This window comes from Devosia sp. CN2-171 (assembly GCF_049354815.1).
Lineage (GTDB): Bacteria > Pseudomonadota > Alphaproteobacteria > Rhizobiales > Devosiaceae > Devosia_A.
This window is the reverse complement of sequence record NZ_CP186479.1, coordinates 2,700,852-2,727,402: the sequence shown is the minus strand read 5'-3', so window position 1 is coordinate 2,727,402 and position 26,551 is coordinate 2,700,852. Positions and strand designations below refer to the sequence as shown.

25 protein-coding genes are annotated in these 26,551 nt (G+C 64.8%); 15 read left to right on the top strand and 10 right to left on the bottom strand.

Annotated features, from left to right (window positions below; translation table 11 throughout):
• Positions 1 to 12: 12 nt before the first annotated feature.
• Positions 13 to 783: a ribonuclease activity regulator RraA gene (locus ACOYW5_RS13505; protein ID WP_423065409.1), complete on the top strand. Its 771-nt coding sequence runs from the start codon at positions 13 to 15 to the stop codon at positions 781 to 783.
• A 70-nt stretch (positions 784 to 853) separates the two neighbouring features.
• Here the strand turns inward: ACOYW5_RS13505 and ACOYW5_RS13500 are convergent, their stop codons facing one another.
• The 5 genes from ACOYW5_RS13500 to ACOYW5_RS13480 all read right to left on the bottom strand — a co-directional run bounded on the left by ACOYW5_RS13500 (position 854) and on the right by ACOYW5_RS13480 (position 5,827).
• Positions 854 to 1,390, bottom strand: coding sequence for a PH domain-containing protein (locus ACOYW5_RS13500; protein WP_423065408.1), 537 nt, complete (start codon positions 1,388 to 1,390; stop codon positions 854 to 856).
• A 147-nt stretch (positions 1,391 to 1,537) separates the two neighbouring features.
• The gene (locus ACOYW5_RS13495) at positions 1,538 to 2,587 is read right to left on the bottom strand and encodes a mannonate dehydratase (protein WP_423065407.1); all 1,050 of its coding nucleotides are present in this window, start codon (positions 2,585 to 2,587) and stop codon (positions 1,538 to 1,540) included.
• Between the two features lie 41 nt (positions 2,588 to 2,628).
• Positions 2,629 to 3,513, bottom strand: coding sequence for a carbohydrate ABC transporter permease (locus tag ACOYW5_RS13490; protein WP_423065406.1), 885 nt, complete (start codon positions 3,511 to 3,513; stop codon positions 2,629 to 2,631).
• Positions 3,513 to 4,427, bottom strand: coding sequence for a carbohydrate ABC transporter permease (locus ACOYW5_RS13485; RefSeq protein ID WP_423065405.1), 915 nt, complete (start codon positions 4,425 to 4,427; stop codon positions 3,513 to 3,515). The genes ACOYW5_RS13490 and ACOYW5_RS13485 overlap by 1 nt, the downstream gene beginning before the upstream one ends.
• A 71-nt stretch (positions 4,428 to 4,498) precedes the next feature.
• Positions 4,499 to 5,827 carry an ABC transporter substrate-binding protein gene (locus ACOYW5_RS13480; RefSeq protein WP_423065404.1) on the bottom strand — a complete coding sequence of 443 codons (1,329 nt, stop codon included), beginning with the start codon at positions 5,825 to 5,827 and terminating at the stop codon, positions 4,499 to 4,501.
• 259 nt (positions 5,828 to 6,086) lie between these two features.
• On the opposite strand from ACOYW5_RS13480, the gene ACOYW5_RS13475 reads away from it, so the two are divergent.
• The 11 genes from ACOYW5_RS13475 (at position 6,087) to ACOYW5_RS13425 (ending at position 16,756) form a co-directional block, all read left to right on the top strand.
• Positions 6,087 to 6,737: a GntR family transcriptional regulator gene (locus ACOYW5_RS13475; protein WP_423065403.1), complete on the top strand. Its 651-nt coding sequence runs from the start codon at positions 6,087 to 6,089 to the stop codon at positions 6,735 to 6,737.
• Between the two features lie 309 nt (positions 6,738 to 7,046).
• The gene (locus ACOYW5_RS13470) at positions 7,047 to 7,850 is read left to right on the top strand and encodes an ATP-binding cassette domain-containing protein (protein ID WP_423065402.1); all 804 of its coding nucleotides are present in this window, start codon (positions 7,047 to 7,049) and stop codon (positions 7,848 to 7,850) included.
• A gap of 48 nt (positions 7,851 to 7,898) precedes the next feature.
• Positions 7,899 to 8,954, top strand: a complete 1,056-nt coding sequence (locus tag ACOYW5_RS13465; protein WP_423065401.1) for a sugar ABC transporter substrate-binding protein — start codon at positions 7,899 to 7,901, stop codon at positions 8,952 to 8,954.
• A gap of 68 nt (positions 8,955 to 9,022) precedes the next feature.
• Positions 9,023 to 10,012 (top strand): ABC transporter permease, encoded by a 990-nt coding sequence (locus ACOYW5_RS13460; RefSeq protein WP_423065400.1) that lies wholly within the window; start codon positions 9,023 to 9,025, stop codon positions 10,010 to 10,012.
• Positions 10,009 to 11,004: an ABC transporter permease gene (locus tag ACOYW5_RS13455; RefSeq protein ID WP_423065399.1), complete on the top strand. Its 996-nt coding sequence runs from the start codon at positions 10,009 to 10,011 to the stop codon at positions 11,002 to 11,004. The genes ACOYW5_RS13460 and ACOYW5_RS13455 overlap by 4 nt, the downstream gene beginning before the upstream one ends.
• Before the next feature lie 29 nt (positions 11,005 to 11,033).
• Positions 11,034 to 12,227 carry an enolase C-terminal domain-like protein gene (locus tag ACOYW5_RS13450; protein WP_423065398.1) on the top strand — a complete coding sequence of 398 codons (1,194 nt, stop codon included), beginning with the start codon at positions 11,034 to 11,036 and terminating at the stop codon, positions 12,225 to 12,227.
• A gap of 18 nt (positions 12,228 to 12,245) precedes the next feature.
• Positions 12,246 to 13,034: an IclR family transcriptional regulator gene (locus ACOYW5_RS13445; RefSeq protein ID WP_423065397.1), complete on the top strand. Its 789-nt coding sequence runs from the start codon at positions 12,246 to 12,248 to the stop codon at positions 13,032 to 13,034.
• A gap of 10 nt (positions 13,035 to 13,044) precedes the next feature.
• A complete protein-coding gene (locus tag ACOYW5_RS13440) occupies positions 13,045 to 13,356 on the top strand; it encodes an L-rhamnose mutarotase (RefSeq protein ID WP_423065396.1) in 312 nt (103 codons plus the stop codon).
• Between the two features lie 14 nt (positions 13,357 to 13,370).
• Entirely contained in the window at positions 13,371 to 14,294 is a 924-nt protein-coding gene (locus ACOYW5_RS13435; RefSeq protein WP_423065395.1) for a dihydrodipicolinate synthase family protein, read from the top strand.
• Between the two features lies 1 nt (position 14,295).
• Positions 14,296 to 15,327 carry an aldo/keto reductase gene (locus tag ACOYW5_RS13430; RefSeq protein ID WP_423065394.1) on the top strand — a complete coding sequence of 344 codons (1,032 nt, stop codon included), beginning with the start codon at positions 14,296 to 14,298 and terminating at the stop codon, positions 15,325 to 15,327.
• A 106-nt stretch (positions 15,328 to 15,433) separates the two neighbouring features.
• Positions 15,434 to 16,756, top strand: a complete 1,323-nt coding sequence (locus ACOYW5_RS13425) for an amidohydrolase family protein (RefSeq protein ID WP_423065393.1) — start codon at positions 15,434 to 15,436, stop codon at positions 16,754 to 16,756.
• Between the two features lie 38 nt (positions 16,757 to 16,794).
• Here the strand turns inward: ACOYW5_RS13425 and cydX are convergent, their stop codons facing one another.
• Genes cydX through ACOYW5_RS13410 form a run of 3 tightly spaced genes read right to left on the bottom strand, consistent with a single transcriptional unit; the run spans position 16,795 to position 19,677 of the window.
• Positions 16,795 to 16,929 carry a cytochrome bd-I oxidase subunit CydX gene (cydX, locus tag ACOYW5_RS13420; protein ID WP_423065392.1) on the bottom strand — a complete coding sequence of 45 codons (135 nt, stop codon included), beginning with the start codon at positions 16,927 to 16,929 and terminating at the stop codon, positions 16,795 to 16,797.
• Between the two features lie 12 nt (positions 16,930 to 16,941).
• Positions 16,942 to 18,090, bottom strand: a complete 1,149-nt coding sequence (gene cydB, locus ACOYW5_RS13415; protein ID WP_423065391.1) for a cytochrome d ubiquinol oxidase subunit II — start codon at positions 18,088 to 18,090, stop codon at positions 16,942 to 16,944.
• Positions 18,091 to 18,102: 12 nt separating this feature from the next.
• Positions 18,103 to 19,677: a cytochrome ubiquinol oxidase subunit I gene (locus tag ACOYW5_RS13410; protein WP_423065390.1), complete on the bottom strand. Its 1,575-nt coding sequence runs from the start codon at positions 19,675 to 19,677 to the stop codon at positions 18,103 to 18,105.
• A 144-nt stretch (positions 19,678 to 19,821) separates the two neighbouring features.
• On the opposite strand from ACOYW5_RS13410, the gene cydD reads away from it, so the two are divergent.
• Entirely contained in the window at positions 19,822 to 21,558 is a 1,737-nt protein-coding gene (cydD, locus tag ACOYW5_RS13405) for a thiol reductant ABC exporter subunit CydD (RefSeq protein ID WP_423065389.1), read from the top strand.
• Entirely contained in the window at positions 21,555 to 23,222 is a 1,668-nt protein-coding gene (cydC, locus tag ACOYW5_RS13400; RefSeq protein WP_423065388.1) for a thiol reductant ABC exporter subunit CydC, read from the top strand. Before cydD ends, cydC begins: the two co-directional genes overlap by 4 nt.
• A gap of 176 nt (positions 23,223 to 23,398) precedes the next feature.
• Here cydC and ACOYW5_RS13395 read toward each other — a convergent pair whose 3' ends face one another.
• Both ACOYW5_RS13395 and ACOYW5_RS13390 read right to left on the bottom strand, forming a co-directional pair.
• Positions 23,399 to 24,055 carry a L,D-transpeptidase gene (locus tag ACOYW5_RS13395; protein WP_423065387.1) on the bottom strand — a complete coding sequence of 219 codons (657 nt, stop codon included), beginning with the start codon at positions 24,053 to 24,055 and terminating at the stop codon, positions 23,399 to 23,401.
• Between the two features lie 647 nt (positions 24,056 to 24,702).
• On the bottom strand, positions 24,703 to 25,407 hold the full coding sequence (locus tag ACOYW5_RS13390) for a GntR family transcriptional regulator (protein WP_423065386.1): 705 nt from the start codon (positions 25,405 to 25,407) through the stop codon (positions 24,703 to 24,705).
• Between the two features lie 213 nt (positions 25,408 to 25,620).
• Between ACOYW5_RS13390 and ACOYW5_RS13385 the strand changes: the two genes are divergently transcribed.
• A complete protein-coding gene (locus ACOYW5_RS13385; protein ID WP_423065385.1) occupies positions 25,621 to 26,544 on the top strand; it encodes a dihydrodipicolinate synthase family protein in 924 nt (307 codons plus the stop codon).
• The last annotated feature ends 7 nt before the right edge of the window (positions 26,545 to 26,551 follow it).

Sequence of the window (26,551 nt, the reverse complement as noted above, 5' to 3'; positions counted from 1 at the left end):
AGGAGACACCCAATGGTCAACATCATTCAGGCCAAGATTCCCGCGTTCAAACGTCCGAGCAAGGACGTCATCAGTGCGCTGAAGGACATCGGCACGGCCACCGTCGCCGGTTCGCTCGGCCATGCCGGTTTCCGCAACCCGCACATGGTCGGCCCGGTCAGCCAGTATAAGGGCAAGTCGATCGTCGGCACCGCGCTCACCCTGCAGTTTATGCCGCAGCGCCCCGACCTGTTCGCGGAAGGCGAGTACAAGGATCCGGAGATCCAGCTCCACCGCCACGTGCTCTATGAAGTGGAAGAGGGCGACGTCGTCGTCGTCGATGCGCGCGGCGACATGAGCTCGGGCGTCTTCGGCGACATGATGTCGACCTACTTCAAGGGCCGTAAGGGTGCCGGCATCGTCATCGACGGCGTCATGCGCGACAAGCCCAATGTCGACAAGCTCGACCTCGCCATCTGGCTGCGCGGCTGGACGCCGAACTACCACGTGCAGGTATCGATCTGGCCGTCGGCGGTGAACGTACCGGTCTCCTGCGGCGGCGTCATGGTCATCCCGGGCGACATCATCATGGCCGACGATGACGGCGTCGTCGTCCTGCCCCAGTCGATGGCCGAAAAGGTCATCGAGGATTCGAAGAAGCACGCCGAATGGGAAGTCTTCAGCCGCGAAAAGCTCACCGCCGGTGAATCGCTCCGCCGCTACTACCCGCTGCACCCCGACGCCGAGGAAGAATACCAGGCCTGGCGCAAGGCCAAGGGCCTGCCGCCGAGCCCGAGCCACTGAGGCGCGAGACAGCAGAAATGAAAAGGGCGCCCTTGTGGCGCCCTTTGCTTTGCCGCGACTGCCATGGCCTTTAGGTTGCCGGCCGCTGCACGAGGTCGAAGACCTGACGCGCGTTGTCCACCGCCAGGAACTGCGGCGTCGGATCGAGTGCCGGAATAGCTGACGCAAGATTGTTCCGTGTATAGACCGCAGTTGCCGGCGGTCCGAAGCGCAGGGTACCTCGTCCATCTACGCCTTCCCGAAGTTCGCTCTCGGGCATCCTGCTCCGATCGACAGAGATGAAGCGCCCGAAGGGGGCGGGACGCGCGATTAGGATGCGTCGGTCCGTGACGGCATAAACCATCGTCTGGCGCAGCCATGCGTCGACAAAAAAGCGTCCGACGCTCATGAACAACCCTACGACCACGAAAGGAATGCCGAACAGAAAGAAGGCTCCACCTGCGTTGGAGGCCATGGCGATCCAGAAGATGGAAAATCCCAAGAAAAACAAGCCAAACGGGATGAGAAAGGCGTCACTTGGCACGAATAGCAAACCCTGCGCCGGGCGGCCCGACCACAGGATGCGTTCGCCGGACAGAAGCCGGCTGCGAATGATCTGATCGTCCATTGTGCCGCTGCCCCCGCTACGGTCAATTGGTATCCACTCAGGACGCTAACCTAATAGGATCAAATAGGAAATAGGCACCGGCTGGCGCGGTGAACGAAAGCCGGCGCTTCGTTAGAACGCCGGCTGTCATAAGAGTGGCCAGATGGCTCAGGCCTTCTGCAAAAACTCCGCCATGCGGATCAGGCCCTGCATGTATCCGATGGCGTGTGATCTCCCGCGGTGGTTCCAGTCGCTGTCACCGTCCATCTTGGGGACGTGGTCATCGAGGAGGAAGCCGTCGAAGCCGTTCTTGGCGAGCAGCACTACCACTTCGGCCGGGTCGAAATTGCCGTCGCCGATGAAGCACTCGGTAAAGTCGGGGACCGAGCCCTTCACGTCGCGGAAGTGGATGTAGGAGATGCGGCCCTTGGGCGCGAAGTACTCGATCATCTCGGTGACGTTGGTCTTGCCGCCCACCATTTCCGAGCAGCAGCCGAGGCAGAGGTCGAGGGTCCAGGCATCGGACTTGCCCACCAGCTCATAGGCCTTCTTGAAGTTGTCGGGCTTGTAAAACAGCCGCGCGACGCCACCCAGCATCGGCACCGGCGGATCGTCCGGATGGAGCGCCAGCTTCAGCCCTTCTTCCTCGGCCACCGGCAGCACGGCCTTCATGAAGTACTCGTAGTTGCTCCACATCTGCTCTTCGGTAATCACAGGACCGTCCTTGCCGAACAGCGGCATCGACGAAGCGCGGCCAAGCGTCGTCGGCATGTAGGTGCGGAGCAGTTCGAGATTGTCGATATTGGCTTCGACTACCGACATGTCGAACTGCCGCGCTACGGCGCCGCCGCGGGTCGCGGCATCACGCTTGGTGGTCCACACCGAGTTGGGCATGAAGTGGAGACCCAGCACAGGAATGCCGGCTCGGGCCACGGCGCGGATCGTCGCCTGGTAGTTCTCGATCTGCTCGTCGCGGCCTTCGAGGCCCATCATGGCCTTGTGGTAGAAGTGGGTGGGGACGTTCTCGATCGCCTCGAACTTCAGCCCGGTATCGGTCACCTGCTTCGCCAGCGCCTTGACGTCCTTCTCTTCCCAGCGGCTGTCGCCGGGGAGGGTGGGGTTGTTCATCTGCAACCCGCTGACCCCGATCTGCGCCGCAAAGCGCAACCGCTCCTCGGTCAGCTCGTGAAACTGCCCAACCGCAACCCTGATACCCATCGTCGTCTGTTCCTGTGTTTGAAGTTGATCCGTGCCCGCGGTCAGCCCTTGACCGACCCCTCGGTCATTCCGGCCACCATGAAGCGCTGGGCGACGAAATAGAGGATCATCAACGGCACCGACGAGATCACCGCGCCCGCCATCAGCGGACCCCAGGGAAGGACGTCGGAGGTGATGAGATAGTTGAGGGCGAGCGGCGCCGTGCGCACGCTTTCCGAGGTAGTCAGGACAAGCGCGAATAGCAGTTCGTTCCACGCCCCGGTGAAGGTGAAGATCGCCACCGCCGCGATGCCCGGTGCGGAGAGCGGCAAGACGATCCGGATCAGCGCGCCGAAGCGGCTCAGCCCGTCGATCATTCCCTGTTCCTCGAGCTCGCGCGGCACGCCGCGGAAATAGCCCTGCAGCAGCCAGGTGGCGAGCGGCAGCGAGAAGGTCAGATAGACGAGGATCAGCCCCTGCAGCGAATTGCCGAGCTTCAGCTGCGCCATGACGATCGACAGCGGAATGAACAGCAGCGAGCCCGGGGTGAGATAGGCGAAGAGGATCAGCCGCCCGATGACGCCGCGGAAGCGGTAGCGGAACCGCACCATCGAATAGGCGGCAAAGCTCGAGATGATCACCGAGATCACGGTGACGATCGAAGCGACGATGAAGCTGTTGCGGATCGCCAGCAGGAACTTCCCATCGGCGAGGAGCTTCGAGAAATTGTCGAGCGTGAATGTCTTCGGCCACAGCGAGGGCACGCGATAGATCTCGCGCGGCAGCTTCAGAGAGGTGATGATCATCCAGTAAATCGGGAACAGCACCAGGATCACCGCGATGATCAGCGCGGCGTAGCTCAGAATCCGGGCGGTCAGGAACTTTCGCCGCGCCTCGGCGCTGGCATTGACGGGGGCCGCGCTGGCGACTTCGGCGAGGCTGGTCATTATTCCTCCCTCCGCATCATCAGCGAAGTGGCAAAGAGCACGAGAATGGCCAGCACCGGCAGCATGTAGACCGAGACGGCGGCGGCCTCGCCGATGCGCTGCGTCTGCATGCCGAAATAGGCGAGCACCGGGAACACCATGGTGGCGTCCGACGGGCCGCCGGCAGTCAGCAGCCAGACGTGCTCGAAGCCATTGGCGGTCCAGATCGAGCTCAGCAGCGTCGTGACGATGATCACCGGCAGGATGGATGGAATGGTGACGTTCCAGAACCGCTGCCAGGTATTGGCGCCATCGACGATCGCCGCCTCGTAAAGCTCCTTGGGCACCGATTGCAGCGCCGCGAGGATCGAGACGAACCAGAACGGAAAGCCGCGCCACACCGAGGCGACGATCACCGACGCCATGGCGGTCTGCCGGGTGCCGAGGAAATCGATGACCTCGGAGTGGAGCCCGGTCTGCGTCAGGATCAGATTAATGCCGCCGCCGATCGGCTGGTACAGCACGCGCCAGGTGAGGAAGGCGACGAAGGCCGGCATGGCCCAGGGCAGCATCAGAAACGAACGGAAGATGCCGCGACCCGGAAGTTTCTGGTGCACCAGCAGCGCTAGTCCCAGCCCGATGCCGAGCTTCAGCCCGTCCGAGACGAGAACGATGGTGACCGTATTCCAGATCGCGCTCCAGAAGGTCGAGGTCCCGGCGAGGTACTCGAAGTTCTTGAAACCGATGAACTGCCCGGCGCTGCCGACCACCATGTCGGTGAACGACACCCAGATGGCGAACAGGAACGGGTAGGCGACGAGGCCCAGGATCAGCAGCACCACCGGCGCCACGAGCGCATAGGCGAAAAACTTGAGCTTGAAGCCGCCGCCGAAGCGGGAGCGGGGCTTGTTGCCTTGGTCGATTGCAAGTGTCATCGGCCGGCCTCGCTAAAGAACCCGCGGATGGCCCCGGGGGGAACCATCCGCGGCAGGGAGGAACTCCTGGATCAGGCGTACTTGTCGTAGATCGCCTGGCCTTGCGTCTGCGCTTCGGCGATTGCCTTGTCGAAGTCCCAGCCATCCACCACCACGCGCTGTGCCAGCTTGGGGATCAGGAAGTTGGAGCCGAAATCGGCGAAGGCGGCATTGTTGACGTCCGGGTAGGCCGGGGCCGTGCCGTTCTTGGCGAGGCCGAGCAGGCCGACGAGGATCGTGTTGGTCCCATCGAAGGCCTGGAGCTTTTCCTGCGCCTGCAGCACCGGGCCGTAGATCGCCACGTTGAAGTAGGCGTTCATGAACTCCGGTGAACTGAGGTGCTCGAGCAGCGCCTTGGCCTCTTCCTGCACCGGGCTCGCCTTGGTGATGGCGCGCAGCTGCACGTCGATAGGCGAGATGATGCCCTTCGGTCCACCCGGCAGCGGCGAGAAGGCGCTGGCTTCGAACAGCTCCGGATCGTCCTTCTTGGCGGCAATGCCGACCGAACCGGTGTTGCCGATGAAGCCGGCCTGGCCCGACAGGTAGGCCTGGTTGTCGCCGGCGCCGTCCCAGGTGGTGTTGCCCGGCGAGAACAGGCCCTTGTCCCAGGCGTTCTTGAGCCAGGTGAGCCACAGGCGCGTCTCGGGCGTATCGAGCGTCACCTTCTTGCCCGCGTCATCGGCGATGCGACCGCCGAACGATTGCAGCACCGCGACCTGAAGGTTGGCGTCGCCGACGTTGGAGAGGGCGAGGCCGAGACCCGAGACCGGAGGCTTGTTGATGGCTTCGGCCTGCGTGACGAGCTCGTCCCACGTCTTCGGCGGCTCGGTGAAGCCGGCAGCCTCCAGCAGGTCCTTCCGCCGGAGCAGCAGGTTGCCGTTGACGCCGAACGGGATACCGACGCGTGCGATGCCGCCGTCCCCCGTCAGGTCCGAGGCAGTGTCGGGGCCGGAGAACCAGCCACCCTGGGCGTCACCGATCTTCTTGTAGAGATCGCCGACATCGGAGAACTGGCTCTGGCGGGCGAGAAGGCGAGCGAGCCCGAGGCCCATGTCGAGCGCATCCGGCATGGTGTTGGACGACACCGCCGCCGAGACCTTCTGCGTCGTCTCGTTCTGGTTGATCATCACCACTTCGGTGGCGATACCATTGGCCGCGCCCCAGGCATTGATGGTGTCGGTCAGCAGCTTGTTGGCATCATCCGAGAAGATCAGCCCGCCCCAGTAGGTCAGCTTCTTGCCCTGCGCGATGGCCGGCATCGGAAAGCCGCCAGCGGCAGCGAGTGCCAGACCGCTGGCGGCGGTGCCGAGCACGCGGCGGCGCGTCCAGCCGGTTTTCTGATTATTGTTACCTTCGGTCATGCTCTTCCTCCCTTGAGCAGGTTCAGGCTATCGGCGCTTGAACATTGAACGAGAGCTGCGAGCGCCAGCAAAACCTGCGCAAACCCGCTGATCCCGATGTCCTCCTCGCCGTCCTTTGTGCGATACGGCCACGCCCGGCGGGGCGCAGCCGCTCGCAATCTTGGTCTGGCAAACGGCATTAAATATATTTATTCGTATGAATAAGAGCGTATTATGACCGTCAAACGGCTGTCAATGCGCTTGCTGATAGGAGAAAAGGATGAGGGGTGAAATCGAGAATGCCGGATACCAGGCATTCTTCGATGCGCTGATCGAGGGGCGGCTACAGCTCGGGCAGACGCTGACGCAGGAAGAATTGTGCCGGATTCTGGGCATCTCGCTGTCGCCGATGCGCGAAACGACGACGCTGCTCGAGGCCGAGGGACTGATCAGCGTCCGCCGCAAGGTCGGCATCACCATCTTCTATCCAGACGTGAAGTTCGTCGGGAACTGCTTTCAGTTCCGCGGCCTGCTGGAGAAGGAAGGGTTGCGCAAGTTCGCCCGGTCGGTACGGCGCGACTGGATCGACATGATCCGCGCCGAACACACCGCCATCATCGACTTCGTCCGCCAGGTCAACGACCTCGAAGCTTATCGCGTCCCGGTCAAGAAGCTCGAGCGCCGCTTTCATGACACCTTCGTCGATGCTTTCGACAACGACCAGATCCGGGTGAACTACGCCCGACTGACGCAGAAGATGTACCTGCTGCGCCTGCATAACCTCAATGCTGTGGGTCCTGCCAATACCGTGACCTCGATGGAGGAGCACCTCGACATCATCGACGCGCTTGGCGTCGGGGATGTGGATGGCGCGGTGGAAGCACTGGAGCGGCACCTGCAGGGCGTGCTGCACCGGGTGCTGACGACGTAAGGCAGCATCTTCGGTTTCTCCACCGGCCGTCATCCCGGCGAAAGCCGGGGGGCCATCCACCCGCGTTGTCGGTGCTGACCTGTTGATGATGGTCCGGCGGGTCCATGTTCGCCCAACGCTCCGAGCGATGGGTCTCGGCTTTCGCCGGGATGACGACCGGTGTCTTTTTGCAGCCGGCCGCATCCCCATCCCCTTCGCAAGTCGAATCTGCGTCCCGTTGACAGCGGCGCCGATCCGGATTTACCTGTCCCTAATATGAAACGCTCGTTCCAGATACGGAACGTACGGCGAGCGTAAGAGGAGAATCCGATGCCGGACGAGGCTGCTGCGCCCGTGCTTGAGGCACGCAATATCGCTCGCCATTTCGGCGCCGTGACGGCGCTCGCCGATGCATCGCTGAAGCTCTATCCACGTGAGGTGGTGGGGCTGGTCGGCGACAACGGCGCCGGCAAATCGACGCTGCTGAAAATCCTCTCGGGCATCCTCACTCCGTCGAGCGGCGAGATCGTCATCGACGGCAGGCCGGTGGTGCTGAAGCGCGCCCAGGACGCGATGGATGCGGGGATCGAGACCGTCTACCAGGACCTCGCGCTGGTCGACACCATGTCGGCCTACCAGAACGTGTATCTCGGCCGCGAGGAGCTCTCGAAGAACCCGCTGAAGCGCTTCTTCAACCTCGTCGACGACAAGCAGATGCGCGAACGCGCCCGCGACGTGCTGAACTCGCTCAAGGTGAAAGTGCCCTCGATCAATGTGTCGGTGAAGGGCATGTCGGGCGGCCAGCGTCAGTGCCTCGCCATTGCCCGCGCCCTGCTCTGGGGCCGCCGCATTGTCATCCTCGATGAGCCCACCGCCGCGCTCGGCGTGCGCGAAACCGGCCAAGTTCTCGAGGTCATCCGCGGCCTGCGCGAACAGGACGTCTCGGTGATCATCGTCAGCCACAACATGCAGCAGCTGATGAGCGTTGCCGACCGCATCACCGTGATGCGCCTAGGTCGCTCGATCGCGACGCGCACCGTCAAGGACACCGAGGTCAACGAAATCGTTGGCCTCATCACCGGCGCCATCCCGGGCGACTCGCCCGAGGCCCGCGCCGCCCAGCTTGCAGCCTGAGGCAGACACCCAGGCTGCCTGAACTTAGCACACTAAGGGAGGAGACCTATGTTGCGTAACACAACCCGTGCTCTCGCCGTCTTGGCGCTGTCGGTCCCGGCCGTTCTCGGCCTTGCCGGCATCGCCAACGCGCAGGACAAATTCAAGCTCGGGATGGCGGTGGGTGGCAACACCTGCTGCGAGTGGATGAAGGCCCAGGGCGACGTCGCCCGCGCTCTCGCCGAAAAGGAGGGCTGGGACTATGTCGAGCTCTCCAACAACAACGATCCGGCCACCGCACTGAAGAACGTGCAGATCTTCGCCCAGGAAGGCGTCGACGCGATCATCCAGTTCAACGGCCAGGCCGCTTCGAACCCGGCCATCTCGGCTGTCGCCAAGCAGGCCGGTATCCCGATCGTCACCTACGACATCGCCGACCCCGGCATGTACTTCGTCGGCATCGATAACCTCGCGGCGGGCATTGCCGGTGGCGAAGGCCTCGGCGCCATCGTCAAGGAGAAGTGGGCTTGCAACCCCGATCTCGTGATTTCGGCTGAAGGCGCCGGCGCCGGCATCGTCAACGAGTGGCGGACGGGCGGCATGCGCACCGGCCTGAGCAATGTCTGCCCGGACATTCCCAAGGAGAAGTACGTGAGCTTCGAGAGCCAGGGTGATGCCGCTGTCGGCCTGCCCGCCGCCCGCGACCTGCTCGCTGCCCATCCCGATGCCAAGAAGATCGCGGTGGTCGGTCTCAACGATGGCGGCGTGCTCGCCCTCATCAACGCCGCCGAACAGCTTGGCCGCGCCGATGAAGTCATCGGCTGGGGCCAGGACGGCGCCTTCATCACCGGCGACAACGTCAACCCTCACCTCGCCGGTTCGGTGTTCTACTTCCTCGAGGGCTACGCCGTGTATGCCATCAAGGACGTGATCAAGCCGATCGCCGAGGGCAACACGCCGCCGCTCAAGGCCGATGCCGGCGATCCGGCCAGTAAGGTCCAGCCGTGTCCGGTGACCGCCGAGCAGGCCAAGGCCGTGCCCGACATGGCCGAACGCGTGACGCAGCTTCTCGCTGCCCCCGCCGGCACCACCGAGTACGAGCTGTTCTGCCCGAATAAGGGCTGACCAACCTATGGTCCGGGCGAGCCTCGCCCGGACCACCCATCCACTGATCCCGCCCGGAATATCCGCCGATGTCCGTCAACCCCGCTATCGAGACCGCTGCGCCTGTCGTGCCGCTAAAGGTTCGCTTCGGTGGCTGGGGTACCGGCCTGATGCTTCTCGCCGTATGGATGGCGCTGATCGCTGCGACCGCGCTCTACCGGCCCGACTTCCTCTCGCACCAGACCCTGCTCGCCATCACCTTCACCATGGCCGTCGTCGGCGTGCTTGCCATCGGCCAGGGCCTCGTCGCCATCTCGGGCGGCTTCATCGACCTGAGTCAGCCCGCCAACATGATCCTCGCGAGCCTCGTCGCCGTGCGCCTCTCCGAGGCCGGCATGCCGGTGGCGGTGGTGATCGTCGGCGCGGTGATCTCGGGCATGGTCTGGGGCGCCGCCAATGCCGCGATCGTCGTCTATGCCAAGCTCAACCCGGTGATCGTGACGCTCGCCACCAACTTCATCGGCCTAGCCGTGCTGTTCCTCGTCTTCCAGCTCGCCGAAGTGCCGCAGAACAGCGAGATGTATCACTTCGGCCGCGCCAAGATCTTCGAGCTGCCGGCCATCTTCTGGCCCATGCTGGCGCTGGTGCTGATCGTCGGCTTCCTGATCCCACGCACCAAGTACGGACGCCGCGCCATCGCCGTCGGCGGCAACAAGGCCGCCGCAAAGGCCCGCGGCATCTCGCTGAAGGCGACCCGCTTCGCCATCTTCATGGCCGCCGGCGGTTTCGTCGGTTTCGCCTCGGTGCTGTTCGCCGCCACCGCCGGTCCGTTCAATCCGGGTTCGGCCAATGCGCTGCAGCTCAACATCATAGCCGGCGTCATCCTTGCCGGCATCTCGCTTGCCGGTGGGCGTGGCAACTTCTGGCTGCTGCTGCTGTCGGTCGGGTTCCTCTCGACCATTCCGACCTCGCTGGTCTTCTTCGGCCTGAGCTCGGACACCCAGTCCATCTTTCAGGGCTTCATCCTGATCATCGCCGTCGCCATCGATGGCTGGCGCGCACGGAAGGGCACACCATGACCGACATCGCTGCCCCGCCCGTTCGCAAGGGCCTCAGCGAGGAATGGCGCGCCGTCCTCACCGGCTCGGTCGCTTCCATCACCATCACCTTCATCGCGGTGATCGCTGTCGGCTGGTTCTGGGTCGGTCCGAAGTTCCTGAGCTTTTCCAACGTCTCGATCATGGGCACCTTCCTGATCGTGCCGCTGATCGTCGGCGCCTTCTCGGGCTTTGCGCTGCTTGCAGGTGTCGTCGATCTTTCGATTGGCTCGATGGTCGCCTTTTCGTCGGCCCTGTTCGCGCTGCTGATCTCGCTTGGCTGGGACCCGGCCAGCACCGCCGCGGTGACGCTCGTCGCCTGCCTCTTTTTCGGAGGCATCAACGCCATCGCCATTGTTGGCTTCGGCGCCGAACCGATCGCGGCGACGCTCGGCATGCTGGTAGCGCTGCGCGGCATCGCCTGGGTGCTGCTCGGCACGCAGGGCACAATCTTTGCCTTCAACATCGACATGTTCAACCTCGTAAGCATCTCGGTGTTCGGCCTGCCGCTGTTCTTCCTCCTCGCCATCGGACTGACGCTGATCATGGCGGTCATCGTCACCAAGACGCGCGTCGGCCGCCATGTGCAGGCGGTGGGTGGTGACGATCGTGCCGCCGCCCGCGCCGGCATTTCGGTCAAGGGCGTGCGCGTCGGGGCGCTGCTGCTCTCGGCCTTCGGCGCCGGACTCGGTGGCATCGTCTATGCATCGCAGCTCGGCTCCGCCGCCCGTGCCACCGGCTTCGGCCTCGAGTTCCAGGTCTATGCTGCGCTGATGATCGGCGGCTACTCGATCCTCCGCGGTGGCGTCGGCAACCCGATCGGCGGCGTGCTTGGCCTCCTCGCTGTCGCCGGGGTCTCCAACATTCTCGATCTCAAAGCCATCAGCCCGTACTACGTGAACATCATCGTCGGCCTTTTGCTGCTGGCCGCCGTGCTGCTCGACCGTATCCGCGGCGGCGACGCCTACGAATAAGACCAATCCATCTGACAGGGACCCGTGCCGTGAAGATCTCGGACATCACCATCAAGACGTTCAAAACCACCGCTGACCGGTGGGATGTCGGGCACGCGCTGCCGCTGCCGGATACGCAGCTGATGCAGACCGTGCTGACCATCCACACCGATGAGGGCGTTGTCGGCCACTATCTCGGTGGCGGCTCGCATGGTGACAACGAGGGGCTGAATGTCGTCGACCAGCAGCAGATCCTGTGGCGCATCAAGGACCTGCTCGTCGGGCAGGACCCGATGGATCGCGAGATGATCTGGAAGTGGATGTGGGTCGCCAACGTCCAGGAAAACGTTGCGTCGGTGATCGATAACGCGCTCTGGGACCTCGCAGGCCGCTACGCCAACCTGCCGGTTTATAAGCTCATGGGCGGCGCCGGCCGCGAGAAGGTGAAGGCCTACGCCTCGACCTATCCCAATATCGGCAAGCCGCACGTCTATGCCGAGCACGCTCTCGCCATGAAGAACGAGGGCTACATCGCGTACAAGATCCACCCGCACTATTTCTGGAACCCCGAGACCGGCACCCCGACCCCGGGTCGCCCATCCAACATCAAGGCCGACATCGAGACCTGCCACCTCGTCCGCGAAGCCGTCGGCCCCGACTACGTGCTGATGTTCGATCCCTGGGGCACGTACATGACCATGGAAGAGGCCATCCAGGTTGGCCGCGAGCTCGAAAAGCTTGACTTTTACTGGTACGAGCACCCGATGCCGGAATACCGGACCGAGAGCTATGTCCGGCTGAGCCGCGAGCTGCAGATCCCGATCCTCTCACCCGAGATCATCGCCGGCGGCGTCTTCAGCCGTGCCGAATGGATTCTGCGTGGTGCCGGCGACATGAGCCGCATCGACGTGGTCCGTGGTGGTGTCACCGGCGCCCGCAAGACCGCCATCGTGGCCGAAGCCTATGGCCTCCGCTGCGAGATGCACATGGCCGGCTGGGGCAACCTGCAGGTCATCGGCGCAACCTCGGAAGATACGTCCGAGTACTACGAGAAGGGTCTGCTCGCCCCGGGCGTCGACTACGACAAGCCGCACCCCTACCTGAAGAATACCGTCGATAAGATCGATAGCGAGGGCTTCGTGCATCTGCCCAAGGGGCCAGGCATGGGCTACGAAATCCAGTGGGACTACATCGATGACAATCTCATCGAGCCCAACGCCACCACCAAGAAGACCCACTGGTAACGAAAGACGACGAGGCCCATGTCGAGCATCATCCGATCCGTGCAAGCCATGGACCTTCTCGCGAGGAAGGGACCGCTTGGTGTGCGCGCCGTCGCCCAGCAGCTGCAACTGCCGCTGGGCTCGGTACACCGGATGCTGCTCGATCTGGCCGAAGCGGGCGTCGCCGACCGCACGCCCTCGGGCGAGTGGGAGCTGAGCTTCCGCCTGCTCGAAATTACCGGGCTGCAGCTCGAGCGGATCGACCTGCCACGCCTCTGCCGTCCCTTCGCCGAACAGATCGCCGAGGCGACGAAGGAGACCGTGAACATCAACGCGTTGAGCGGCCTCAACGGCGTCTGCATCGACAAGGTGCGCGGCAACGAGGGCATGCAGCTCGACCTGCGTATCGGTTCGCGTGGGCCCCTCAACTGCGGTGGCGCCGGCAAGGCGATGCTCTCCTACATGAGCGAGGAGCGGCGCGAGGAGGTCTACGCCCACCCGCTCCCCGCCCTCACCAGCCACACCATCGTCGATGCCGCAAAGCTGCGCGAAGAGATCGAGCGCATCCGCGCCCGCTTCTATTCGATCGACGATCAGGAAGTGGTGATGGGCGTTTACTGCGTCGCCGTACCGCTGCTCGACCGCACCGGTCTCTCGGTCGGTGCCATGAGTGTCACCGGCCCATCGGTGAAAAAGCCCGGCGGCGACAATGTGATGCCGGTGGTTGCCATGCTCTGGGACGCCTGCGAGCACGTTAGCCGCCGCCTCGGCTATGCCGGGGTATGGCCGCCGGTCGCCGCGACCGCGGCCGAACGCCTTGCCGGTTAAGGAGAGGGTAGTGGTCCGCATCGCCTGGATGATGAAGCTGAAGCCCGGCAACGAGGCGATCTACAAGCTCAAGCACGACGAAATCTGGCCCGAGATGCTCGCGGCCATGAAGCGCGACGGCGTGCGCACCTTCTCGATCTACCGCAACGGGCTCGACCTCTTTGCCTATATGGAGCGCGACAGCGCACCCGATCCCGGTACGCCGATCAGCGATCTCACCTGGCGCTGGTGGGAGATGATGGCGCCCTACATGGAAACCAATCCCGATTTCTCGCCGGTGCAGCGCCCGGTCGAGGAGATGTTCAACTTCGAAAATCGCTAGAAAGCCATTTCCCCATGCCTTCCGCGCCAAAGACTTCGGCTGCCATCAGGGGCGTAGTGCCCATTCTCGTCACTCCGTTCCACAGTGACGGGAGCATCGACGAGGAGAGCCTTGCGCGCCTGATCGAGTTCAATATCGGGGCCGGGGTGCACGGCCTCGGCGTGGCGCTGGGCAGCGAAGTGTTCAAGTTCAACGAAGCCGAGCGTGCCCAGATCACGGCTGCGACGGTGAAAGCCGTGAAGGGCCGGGTGCCTGTCATCATCAACTCTGGCGCCGCCGGCACCGATCTCGCGGTGTTCTACTCGAAGGCCGCCGAAGCGGCTGGCGCCGATGCGCTGATGGTGATCCCGCCTTCGTTCATGCCAGTGAGCGCTGACGAAATCTTCGACTATTACCGCGCCATCGATGCGGCAGTAGGCATCCCGATCATCCTCCAGGATGTGCCGCAGGGACCGATCTCGCCCGGCCTCGCGCTGCGCCTTGCCGACACCTGCCGCAACGTCGAGTACATCAAGGTCGAGACCCTGCCGGTCACCGGCAAAGTCCACGCCATGTCGACGGCGGTCGGCGAGCGGCTGACCATTTTCGGCGGCGCCGGCGGCAGCTACTTCATCGAGGAATTGCGGCGTGGCGCCTGCGGCACCATGCCGTTCTGCAGCCAGCCCGCCGATTTCGTCGCTGTATGGGACGCCTTCCAGGCCGGTGATGAGGCGGCCGCCCGCGAGCGGTTCGATGCGACCATCATGGCGGTGAACCGTCTCGGCAACCAGGGCGGCGACATCTTCTACGCCATCCACAAGCAGCTGTTGGTCCGTCGCGGCATCATCCGCAATGCGCTCGTCCGTAGCCCTACCACTGAGGTCGATCCGATCACCCAGCGCGAGATCGACGAGCTGCTGGCGACGATCGTCCCGACACCGGTCCGTTTCGGAGCCTGAGATGGACCCGTTCGCGCTGCGCCGGCTCGGCCGGACCGGCCTCGAGCTACCCCGGCTCGGACTGGGCGGCGCGGCGCTTGGCAACATCTTCAACACCATCCCCGATAGCCAGTCGGATGCCACGATCGATGCGGCTTGGGATGCCGGCGTGCGCTTCTATGACACCTCGCCTTGGTACGGTCGTGGCCTCAGCGAACACCGGATCGGGCAGGGGCTCTACCTTCGCCCACCCGGCGAGGTGATCGTCTCGACCAAGGTCGGCCGTGTGCTTTTCGCGCCCGACGATGTTGCCGCCTTCGAGTCCTCAGAGCGCAGCTGGCCCAACGGGCTGAAGTTCCAGCACCGGCATGACTACACCTACGCCGGCATCATGCGCAGTTATGAGGACAGCCTGCACCGGCTCCGGCGCAACCGGGTAGATCTACTCGTGATCCACGATCTCGACCTCGCCAATCTCGGCAGCGAGGAGTTGGTAGCTCACCATCTCGACGATCTCGACAAAGGCGGCGGCATGCGCGCACTTGAAGAGCTCAAGTCGGCCGGCCTGATCAAGGCCATCGGCGCCGGCGTCAATCGCATGGGCACGATCCCGCGCTTCCTCGCGCGCTTCGATCTCGATTTCTTGCTCGTTGCGCTGCCCTACACGCTCGCCGAGCAGCCGGTGCTCGATGCCGAGTTCCCGGCCTGCGAGGAACGTGGCGTGGGCGTCGTCATCGGCGGCGTCTTCGCGTCGGGCATCCTCGCTACAGGTCCGATTCCGGGCGCGCGCTACAACTATGCCATCGCCAACGAGGAGCAGCTGGCACGGGTTGGGCGCATGCAGGCCGTGTGCGAACGGCACGGCGTACCGCTGGCAGCAGCGGCGCTGCAGTTCACCCTGCACCACCGGATCGTCGCCTCGGTGATCCCCGGCGCGTTCCACCCCGACCATCCGCGGCGCAATGTCGACAGCATGCGGGTCGAGATCCCGGCCGACCTCTGGGCCGAGCTGAAGCATGCGGGCTTGCTGCGCGCGGACGCCCCTACACCCTAGTCCGCTCCAACTCCGCTGAAATATTGATTCGAGGTTTCCGCTCTATCGAGGCAATTTGCTAGCTGCTAGCGTGATGATCTTTCCATGCATTACCGGAGGGATCATCATGTACTTGAGAGTTACCACCGCGACAATTCTCACAGTTCTACTGACGGCGGCTGCTCTGGCGCAGACCGACGCGTCGGTTCTGTACGAAAACGTACGGATATTTGACGGACATGGTCCGGAACTCAGCGCGCCGAGCAATGTATTGATCGTCGGCGACAAGATCGAGACCATCTCGGCTGACCCGATCGACGCGGCCGGCGCCGAAGTGGTCAACGGGGATGGCCGGGTGCTGATGCCCGGGCTGATCGATGCGCATTGGCACACTATGCTTATCCCGTCGACGCCCGACGAGGGGCTCAACAACGACTCCGGTTATTCGACCTTGCTTGCCGCTGCCGAGGCAGAGGCGACGCTGTTGCGCGGTTTTACCACCGTGCGCGACATGGGCGGCTACAGCTTCTCGCTGAAGCGCGCAGTCGATGAAGGGCTGGTCGCCGGACCGCGCATCTACCCCTCCGGCGCCATCATCAGCGTCACCAGCGGCCATGGGGACTTCCGGCAGTTGCATGAGTTGCCGCGCCGTCCCGGCGAGTTGAGCCGCATGGAAGAATTGGGAATGGCGATGATCGCCGACAGCCCCGACGAGGTTCGCACGCGGGTGCGCGAACAACTGATGCTCGGCGCCTCCCAGATAAAGCTGACGGCCGGCGGCGGCGTGGCCTCCCCGTTCAGCCCGCTCGATGCTTCGACTTTCACCGCTGACGAGTTGAGAGCCGCCGTGGAGGCAGCGGGCAACTGGGGAACCTACGTGGCCGTGCACGCCTACACACCCGAGGCGATCGAGCGCAGCATCGCGGCAGGCGTGAAGGTTATCGAGCACGGGCACCTGATGGCTGAGGATGATGCCAAGCTGATGGCCGAGAAAGGCATCTGGCTTTCGACCCAGCCCTTCGACGCGAGCTTGGAGGGTACCCCGCTTTCCGAAGAGAGCGGCCGGCGGCTGCGGCAGGTGATCACCGGCACCGACCGCATCTACGGGTGGGCCAAGCAGTACGGGATCAAGACCGCCTTCGGCACCGACATCCTGTTTTCGCCGGCGATGGCCAGGATCCAGGGGCATATGCTGACCCTGTTGACCAAGTGGTACACGCCTGCCGAAGCCCTGGAGATGGCCACCGGCACGAATGGCGAGCTGTTGCAGCTGACTGGTCTCCGCAACCCCTATCCGGGGAAGCTGGGCGTCGTCGAGGAAGGGGCGCTCGCCGACCTGCTGTTGGTCGACGGCGACCCGATCGAGAACATCAACCTCGTCGCCAATCCCGCCAACTTCCTCGTCATCATGAAGGGAGGGACGATCTACAAGAACACGCTCGCGCCTTGACGGTTTGCCCTCCCCACCTTGCGGGGAGGGCAAGTGGCTCACGTCGCCGGCCGGTTGCTGTCCGGATGCGCCTTGGCGAGTTCCGCGTCCTCGCGGAACTCGAACCACATGGCGTTGAGGATGCCGAAGGCGCAGGCGAGGCCCATGCCGAGGATCCAAGAGAAGTACCACATGAGTTCTCTCCGTCAGTAAGCGTTGGGGTTCTTGCCGAGGCTCTGCGTCGTCACCGGACCGCGCATCACCCGGAACACCCACGCGGTGTAGACGATAACGATGGGCAGGAAGACTGCGGTGGCGATCAACATCGTGAACAGCGTCAGCTGGCTCGATGAAGCATCCCACAGCGTCAGGCTCGAGACCGGATCGATCGACGAGGGCATGAAAAACGGGAACAGCGTCAGGCCTGCGGTGGCGATGATGCCGAAAATCGCGGCGCTCGAACCGAACAGCGAGATGATCCCGCGGCGCGCGCCGAGTCCCCACCAGGCGACGAGGCTGCCCAGCACCGCAATGACCGGAGCGGCGATCATCCACGGCATCAGCTCGTAATTGGCCCGCCAGGCGCCCGGCTCGATGACCACGGTCTTGCCGAGCGGGTTCGACGGTGCGAGCGGCGTCTGCGCGCTCGTGATCTTGTACCCGCTGAGCACGAACAGTGCGACGAGACCGCCAAGCGCGAACAGCACGATCGTCGCCAGCGCAGCCCAGCGGCCATAGCGGCGCGCACGATCGGCCATGTCGCCGGCGGTGCGGCCGGCGATAACGGTGGCGCCCTGCGTCACGAGCATGGTGACGCTGACGAGGCCCGCAAGCAGCGCGAACGGAGTGAGGAGGCCGAAGAAGTTACCCTCGTAGGTAACCCGCAGCGTCTCATCGAAGCGGAAGGGCGCACCGAGGAAGAGGTTGCCGACCGCCACGCCGAACACCAGCGACGGCACGAACCCACCCACGAACAGCGCCCAGTCCCAGGTGGCGCGCCAGCGCGGATCGGCGATCTTGCCGCGATACTTGAAGCCGACCGGCCTCAGGATCAGGGCGAGGAGAATCGCGATCATCGCGATGTAAAAGCCCGAGAAGCTGACCGCATAGAGCGGTGGGAAGGCGGCGAAGATCGCCCCGCCACCGAGGATCAGCCACACCTGGTTACCCTCCCAGGTCGGGCCGACGAGGTTTAGCAGCACCCGCCGCTCCTCATCGGTCCGCCCGACGAAGGGGTAGAGCATGCCGACGCCGAGATCACGTCCGCCCATGATCGCAAAGCCGATGAGCAGGATGCCGAGCAGCAGCCACCAGATGAGGCGGAGCACTTCGTAGTCGAGGGGAATGAAACTCATTTTCCGTGCTCCTTACTTCACCGCAACCGCGTCGACCGGCTCGATCGGCTCCGCGCCCGCGTCGAGGCCGAACGTGTCCGACGGCCCCTTCCGGATGGCTTTGACCATGAGGAAGAGCTCGACGACGATCAGTGCGGTGTAGAGGCTGACGAAGAACACCAGCGAGATGACGAGATCCGACACCTGCAGCCCCGATGCGGCATAGAAGGTCGGCAGCACGCCCTCCACCACCCAGGGTTGTCGCCCGTACTCGGCGATCAGCCACCCGAGTTCGATGGCAAGCCAGGGCAGCGGCAGCGCCAGTACGCAGGCCCAGAGCAGCCAGCGCTGGTCCTCGAACTTGTGGATCGACGCCTTGTAGAACCACAGCGCAAAGAAGCCGATGAAGAAGAAGCCGCAGCCCACCATGATGCGGAAGCTCCAGAATAGCGGCCACACGTCGGGCACCGTATCGAGCGACGCCTGGACGATTTCCTCGCCGGTCGCGTTCTCGATGTCCGGCCGGTACTTCTTCAAGAGCAGCGCATAGCCGAGATCGGCCTTGGCCGCGTCGAATGTGGTGCGGGCACCGCTATCGGCCGGGTCGGCTTTGATTGCCTGGAGCGCAGTGTAGGCCTTGAGCCCGTTGGCGATGCGGAGCGCGGCGTGCTCGGTGAGTTCGGTAATGCCGGGCAGGTCGCGGTCGAACGAGCGCGTGGTGATGATGCCGAGGATCCAGGGGAACTGCACCTCGAAGGCGGGGTGGCCGTCGCGGCCGGGAATGGCGAACAGCGTCAGCGCCGCCGGGGCGGGCTCGGTTTCGTACATCGCCTCCATGGCGGCAATCTTCATCTTCTGGTGTTCGGTCGCGACATAGCCCGACTCGTCACCGAGGACGACGACCGACAATGCCGAAGCAAGGCCGAAGCTCGCGGCCACCACCATCGAGCGCTTGGCGAGGTCGGTATGCTTGCCGCGCAGCAGGAAGAACGCGCTGATGCCGAGGACGAACACGGCGCCGCACACATAGCCGGCCGACACGGTGTGGACGAACTTGGCCTGCGCCACCGGGTTGAACACCACCTCCATGAAGTTGGTGATCTCCATGCGCATGGTGTCCGGGTTGAAGCTCGCCCCGACCGGATTCTGCATCCAGCCGTTGGCGATGAGGATCCAGAGCGCCGAGAAATTGGTGCCGAGCGCGACCAGCCAGGTCACCGCAAGATGCGCCACCGGCCTCAGTCGGTCCCAGCCGAAGAAGAACAGGCCAACGAAGGTTGCCTCGAGGAAGAAGGCCATCAGGCCCTCGATGGCGAGTGGCGCGCCGAACACGTCGCCGACATAGTGGCTGTAATAGCTCCAGTTCATGCCGAACTGGAACTCCATGACGATGCCGGTGGCGACGCCCATGGCGAAGTTGATGCCGAACAGCGTGCCCCAGAACAGGGTCGCCTTGCGCCAGACCTGTCGTCCCGTCATCACGTAGACGCTTTCCATGATCGCCATGATCACGGAGAGCCCGATCGTCAAAGGCACGAAGAGGAAATGGTACATGGCTGTCGCGGCAAACTGGATGCGCGACAGATCAACGACGAGCGGATCGACCATGGTGAAATGCCTTCATGTTGTCCGGTCTTCGGACCGGCATGCTTGCAGCAGGTACACGCACCCTTGTCGCACCACCTTGATCGAGATCAAGGCAAAGCACCATAACTAGTGCAGGCTCCCAGCCGTTCTTCACCCGGTAAGGCTATGAACGACAAGATGAATAATGTCGCACCCGGCCGGTGGTTGAACCGGCTTGCGGCGGCCGACCGGGGGCTCCTCGCGGTGTCGGTCGGCCTGCCGCTGCTGTCCGGCGCGCTGGTCGTGTTGCAGGCATGGCTCCTTGCCACGGTGCTTGGCGATGCGATCATCAACGGCGTGCCCTTGCCGGCGCTCTTTGGCTCGATCGGCCTCATCCTGCTTGTCATCGCCGGCCGTGCCGGGCTGGGCGTCGTCGCGGAAACCGCAGCAGTGGCGCAATCCGAACGGATCAAGCTGCGATTGCGCCGCGACATGTTCGCGTACATCGTCGAGGCCTCGCCCACCGCGACTGCGGCAAAAAGCTCCGGCGCGCTGGCCTCCACGCTGATCGAGCAGGTCGAGGCGATCGACGGCTATGTGGTGCGCTACCTGCCGGCCATGGTGCAGGCCGCCATCCTGCCGGTTGCCTTCGCGGCCGTGACCTTCCCGATCGATTGGGTCGTGGCGCTGCTGTTTCTCTTCACCGCCCCGCTGATCCCCGTGTTCATGGCGCTGGCCGGCTGGGGCGCGGAGGCGGCGAGCCGGGCCCAGGCGGCGGCCCTCAACCGGCTTGGCGGCCGCTTCGCCGACCGGTTGCGCGGGCTGACGACGCTGAGCCTTTTCGGCGAAGCCGAGCGTGAGACGACCCGCGTGCGGCAGGCATCGGAGGAGCTGCGCAGCCGCACCATGCGGGTGATGCGCATCGCGTTCCTGAGTTCGGCCGTCCTCGAGTTCTTCGCTGCCCTCGGTGTCGCCGGCGTTGCCCTCTATGTCGGGCTCACCTTCCTCGATCTCGTCTCGTTGCGCGGCACCGAATTGACACTGGCCGCCGGCATGTTCTGCCTGCTGATGGCGCCCGAGATCTACAACCCGCTGCGGCTGCTCGCTGCGCACTATCACGACCGCGCTTCTGCTAAGGCCGCCGTGGCAGAGATCGAGGCACAACTGGGTCGGTTGCCTGCTACCACTCCCGCTGTGGCCGAACCGCTCCCCGTCGAAGACCGCGCCGGCCCACTGCAACTGGATCTCGTTGGAGTATCCGTCGCCGCCCCAGACGGACGGCCCGTCCTTGCCGACATCCGGCTTTCGATCGCGCCGGGCGAGCGGGTCGCCATCCTGGGCACCAGCGGCATCGGTAAATCGACCCTGCTCGAAGCCATCGCCCGGCTGCGGCCTTTCGAAGGGGCCATCACCGTTGGTGACGCTCCGCTGGAAGCCCGCGGCGAGCCCGATCTGCGCCAGTGTGTCGCCATGCTCGGCCAGCGCCCGCGCCTCTTTGCCGCAACGATCGCCGAAAACATCCGGCTCGGCCGGCCCGGTGCCTGCCACGCCGCCCTGCGGCGAGCCGCGCACCTGGCCCACGTCACCGACTTTGCCGACGAACTGCCCGACGGCGTGCAGACCCGCGTCGGCGACGACGGCCTCGGCCTTTCCGGCGGCGAGATCCAGCGTGTGGCGTTGGCCCGCATCTATCTGCGGGATCCCGGCCTCGTGCTGCTCGACGAGCCTACTGCCCATCTCGATGCGGCAACGGAAGCGGCCGTGCTCGATGATCTCATGGCCTTCTCCGCGGGCCGGACCCTTCTCGTCGCTACCCACTCGCATGCGGTTGCGGCGCGCATGGACCGGGTTTTCCGCATCGCCAACGGCCGCCTGTTGCCGGCGCCCAGGCCGGTACTCACCCGCAAGGCAGGTGCCGCATGAAGGCCATCCTCACCTTCGCCCCACTGCTTGGACGGCTGAAGGGAGCGTTCGCACTCACCCTTGGGCTGTCGCTGATCACGCTGTTTGCCGGCGTTGCGCTGCTCGGTCTCTCGGGTTGGTTCCTCACCGCCGCCGCGCTCAGCACCGCCGGCGCGGCCTTCAATCTCTTCGCCCCCTCGGCCGGCGTGCGCGGCCTGTCCTTCGTCCGCATCCTGTCGCGCTACGGTGAAAAGCTCGCCGGCCATGACGCGACCCTACGGTTGCTGGCGGACCTGCGGGTCTGGCTGTTCTCGCGTCTGTTCCCGCTGGTACCGCTCGGCCGCCGCCTTGGCCGCGGCGATCTCGTCAGCCGCCTCCTCGCCGATGTCGAGGCGCTCGATACGCTGTTCCTGATGGCGCTCGGCCCGATCAGCACCGCCGTGCTCGCCGGCGCCGCAATGACCATCGGGCTCGCCATCCTCCTGCCGGGTGCGGCTCTGGCCTTCGCGCTCTTCTTCTTTGCGGCCGTATTGCTCGTCCCGATCGCGCTGGTGCTCGTTTCGCGACGCACCGGAACGGAGATCGTCGGCGCAACCTCGGATCTCCGCCAGTCAGTTATGGACGGCATCGAAGGTCACCAGGATTTCGTGCTGCTCGGCGCCACGGGCCTGGCGATGGCGCGAGCTGAGTCACCGGCGGCGCGGGTGGCGAAGGCCCGCCGCCGGCTCGGGTTGATTGCCGCAGCAGCCTCGGCGCTCGTGCAGGTGTTCGCGGGAGCCGCGCTCGTCAGCGTGCTGGCCATGGGACTGGCGGCGCTGGAGGCCGGCGCGATCGACGGGCCGCTGCTGGCCGGCCTGCTGTTGGCGGGGCTCGCCAGCTTCGAGGCCTCGGCCATGCTGGTACGAAGCGCGACCCGCCTTGCCGGCGCCGCCGCCGCGGCAGAGCGGCTGCATGCCATCGCCACAGCGACGCCCGCCGTGGCCGAAGCCGCTTCGCCTTTGCCGCTGCCGCCGGGTGCCGAGATTCGCCTTGAGGGCGTGCACTTCGGCTACGATCCCGAGCGTCCGGTCATCGGCCCAATCGATCTCACCATCCGCGCCGGTCAGTGCGTTGCGATCACCGGCCCGAGCGGCGCGGGCAAATCGACCATCGCACACCTGCTGGTCCGGCTCGCCGATCCCGATGCCGGGGTCGTGCGGATCGCCGGCCGGGACATCCGCGAAGTCGCGACCGACGTGCTGCGCCGCCGCGTGGCGTTGATGACGCAGGATGCGCCGGTCTTTCTCGATACGATCCGCGCCAACCTTCGTATCGGGCGCCACGATGCCGACGATGCGGAGTGCTGGCAGGCCCTCGAAGCGCTTGGCCTGGCCGAATTGGTGCGCGGCCTTCCGCAAGGGCTCGATACGCCGCTTGGCGAGGCCGGTCGTACGCTCTCGGCCGGCCAAGCCCGACGCATCGGTCTTGCCCGCACCCTGCTGTCGGACGCGGCGATCTTCGTCCTCGACGAACCGACCAGCGGCCTCGACCACGAAGCCGAGGCAGCGTTCCTCGCCGAACTGCCGGAAATGCTGCGCGGCCGCACCGCCATCGTCATCACCCACGCCGAGGTGCCGACGGCATTCGACCGCGTCTATGCCATGAAGGCGGGCCGCCTCGTCGAGGCAGCGAGGATGGGGGCCTGACGGCCCGCTACTTCTTCGGAACAGTGCGCCGCTGGGCCCAGGCAATGGTGACGGCCAGCAGGGCGAAGGCGGTGACGACGGCGGTCAGGAAGACGATGGTTTCGACGGGCATTTGTGGTCTCCTCGTTGGACGAGGCGACCACAGCACCGTGCACGGTCCATGCTGTTGATCTAAATCAAGAAACCACGATCACCTTGGTGCCCGTGGGTACGCGGTCGTAGAGATCGATGATGTCCTGGTTGATCAGCCGAATGCAGCCCGACGAAACGCTTTGCCCGATCGTATAGGGCTCGATCGTGCCGTGCAGCCGGAAATGCGTGTCCTTGCCGTTGCGATAGAGGTAGAGCGCGCGCGCCCCGAGCGGGTTCTTGAGCCCGCCATCCATGCCCGCCGCAACCGGACCGTAGCGCTCGGGCTGGGTCTTGATCATGTTGGCGGTCGGGGTCCAGCGCGGCCACTCGGCCTTGCGCGCGATGGTGGCCGTGCCGCGGAAATTCAGCCCTTCCTCGCGGCCGACGCCCACGCCGTACCGCATGGCGCGGCCGCCCCCCTCAACCAGATAAAGGAACCTCTCGCTGGTATTGACGACGATCGTCCCCGGCGCTTCCTTGCCGGAATAGTCCACTTCCTGCCGCCAGAACTGCTCGGGGATCTTGCGGATATCGATACCCGGAACGGCGAAGCCGTTGTCGTTGCGCATCGAATAGTGGCTGGCCCAGGGCTCGTCGACCTGGATGATATTGAAGTTCTCGAGCCGGCGGCTGCCGGTCGAGGAACATGCGCTGAGCGCCAGGGCGGCGCCTCCGGCGAGGAACAGGCGGCGGGTGGTCAAATTGGTCTCGCAAGTGGCTGAAGTCAGTCGCGCCTAACAACAGAATCTGGAAGGCACTTGTCGAGTGCGGTCCTGCCACATTCGGGCATGAAAGCGGATCACGGTTTCGTGGAGCAGGGCGCCTCGCGAAATCCTATCCCCCTCACCCCAAACCCATGCGATTCTCCCGCCCGTCCGCTGCACCGAAGCGAGATCATGACGAGTGGTTGGTGCGGTGGAGATTGGGTGATGGTGGAGTCGTTCGCCATCAGGCCGAAAGCACGACGGCATGATCCGGTTCGCCGGGGACGCCGCTAGCACGCGGGAGCCGTCCGATGCGGGATGGCTCGAAGGGACAAGGCTGCCACGCATGAGGCAGCCGCAGAGGCGGGACGGTATCCGGTGGATTCCGGCCGTTTGCAGCCGGCAGGTTCCTCGCGATGCGGCACGGGATGCGCCCGAGCCATCGTGCCATACGCCCAAAACCCCGATCGGCCGGCGAGGCGTGAGCCTCATTCATATTGCGGACTACCCGCGAGGGGCAAACGTCTCGCCGGCACGTCGCTTCGCTCTTTGACATCCTCCGGGGCCCGTGGCCGTCGGATGCATCGGCACGGCCGGCGACTGCCGCTGCGGACGAGGGGTCGCGCGCATTGGCATCTCCGCCCCTATCTCCGTCCTTCGGTCTTGGGCATCGCGTCGAACGCGGCCATCACCACCGTTAGCGTACCGCGCACATGCGCCGTGTTGATGCGCGCTGCCGCCTCGGGGTCACGGCGACGGAAGGCGTCGAGCAGGGCATGGTGCTCGGTCCTCACGCGCTGTGCGAAGGCGGTGTCGCGACCCTGGCTGTTCATCAGGCTCTCGCTGAGCCCGTAGTAGCGCGAGATCAGCCCGGCCGCTTCGAGGTTGCCGCCATGCGTATTGATGAAGCGGTGGAACGCGTGATTGGCCGCGTCGATCCACGCCCAATCCATCGCCGCGGTTGCCTCATCGTGCTCGACCTGCAGGGCTTCGAGCTGCCGGAGTGAAGAGAGCGACGCCTCCTCGGCGAACTGCCGGGTGAGGAAAGTCTCGAGCGCCTCGCCGATCTCGTGGGCGTGGGTGAGCAGGTTCCGGTCGAGCGCCCGGACGCGGGCGCCGGCATTGGGGATCATCTCGACGAGACCCTCGCCCTCGAGCTGCTGCAACGCCTCCCGCACCGGCTGGACACTCACGCCGTAGCGCAGCGCAAGGGTCGTCATGGTCAACCGGCCACCCAGCGGTATGCTGCCACTGATGATCTCGTTGCGAATGAGGTTGGTGACGCGCTGGTAGTTCGTCTCGACCTTGCCTTCGCTTGCCGAGGCGCGCTTCGTCATTGGGGCAGACATGGTTCACCTCGGGCGATCAGCTTCGATCGCAAGTCAGATCGTATACGACATTGACAGATTTGATACGATCTTGCACCGTCGTTTCTTGCGATAGGCACAGGCAGGGCAAAGCCAGGTGAGCCGTCGCCGGGAGGAATAACGCAACATCGTTTGTCGTCCGGCATCTCACGCCGGGCGCGCGGCGTTGCCTCTCGCATTCGAACCGAGGGCAGCATGGATCGCAAGAGTTTCCGCGGCATCTTCGTCATCGTCACCACGCCCTTCACGCATGATGCCAAACTCGATGAGGCCGGGCTCGAGAGCACGATGGCGTTCTGTCTTGCCGCCGGCGTGCATGGCGTCGTCGCCAACGCGCTGGCGAGCGAAGGCGGCTATCTGAGCGAGGCCGAGCGCCGGCGGGTTGCCGAGATCGTTGTCGGGGCGGTGAAAGGCAAGGTGCCGGCCATCGTCGCCGTCTCCGCGCCGCACCACAGCATCGCAGCGGACTATGCGCGGCATGCCGAAGCGATCGGCGCCGATGCCATCATGGCACTGCCGCCGACGCTCCATCCGGCTTCACCCGCCGAGATCAAGGCGCACTATCGCGCCATTGCTGCCGCGACCTCGCTGCCGCTGGTGCTGCAGAACGTCGTCGGGCAGGGCGCTTCTTCGATGAGTGCGGCGCTGCTCGCCGAACTGGTGCACGAGATTCCCACCGCCCGGTTCGTCAAGGAAGAGTCGGGCTACCCGGCGCAGACCGTGGGCGAAATCCTGCGGCTCTGCGGCGACAAGGTTGAAGGCGTGATGGGCGGCAAGGCCGGCAAGACTTTGCTCGAAGAAGTGCGGCATGGCGTCTCCGGAACCATGCCGGCCTGCGAGATCGCCGATGTGCATGTGGCGCTCTGGAACGCCATCGAGGCCAAGGACGACACCCTCGCGCGAAGCATCTTCCGGCGCCTGCTGCCCCTCCTCGACATGGAGAGCAACTACGGCATGCCGCTGATGAAGGAGGTGCTGAAGATGCGCGGCGTCATCGGCAGCGCCGCCGTCCGCCAGTCCGGCTTCCGCGCCCTTGACGATGCGGCCCGCGAAGAGGCGGCGACCGTCATGGACGACCTCACCGAAATCATGTTGCCGGCCTATCGGCACCGGCGCTAACCCCAGG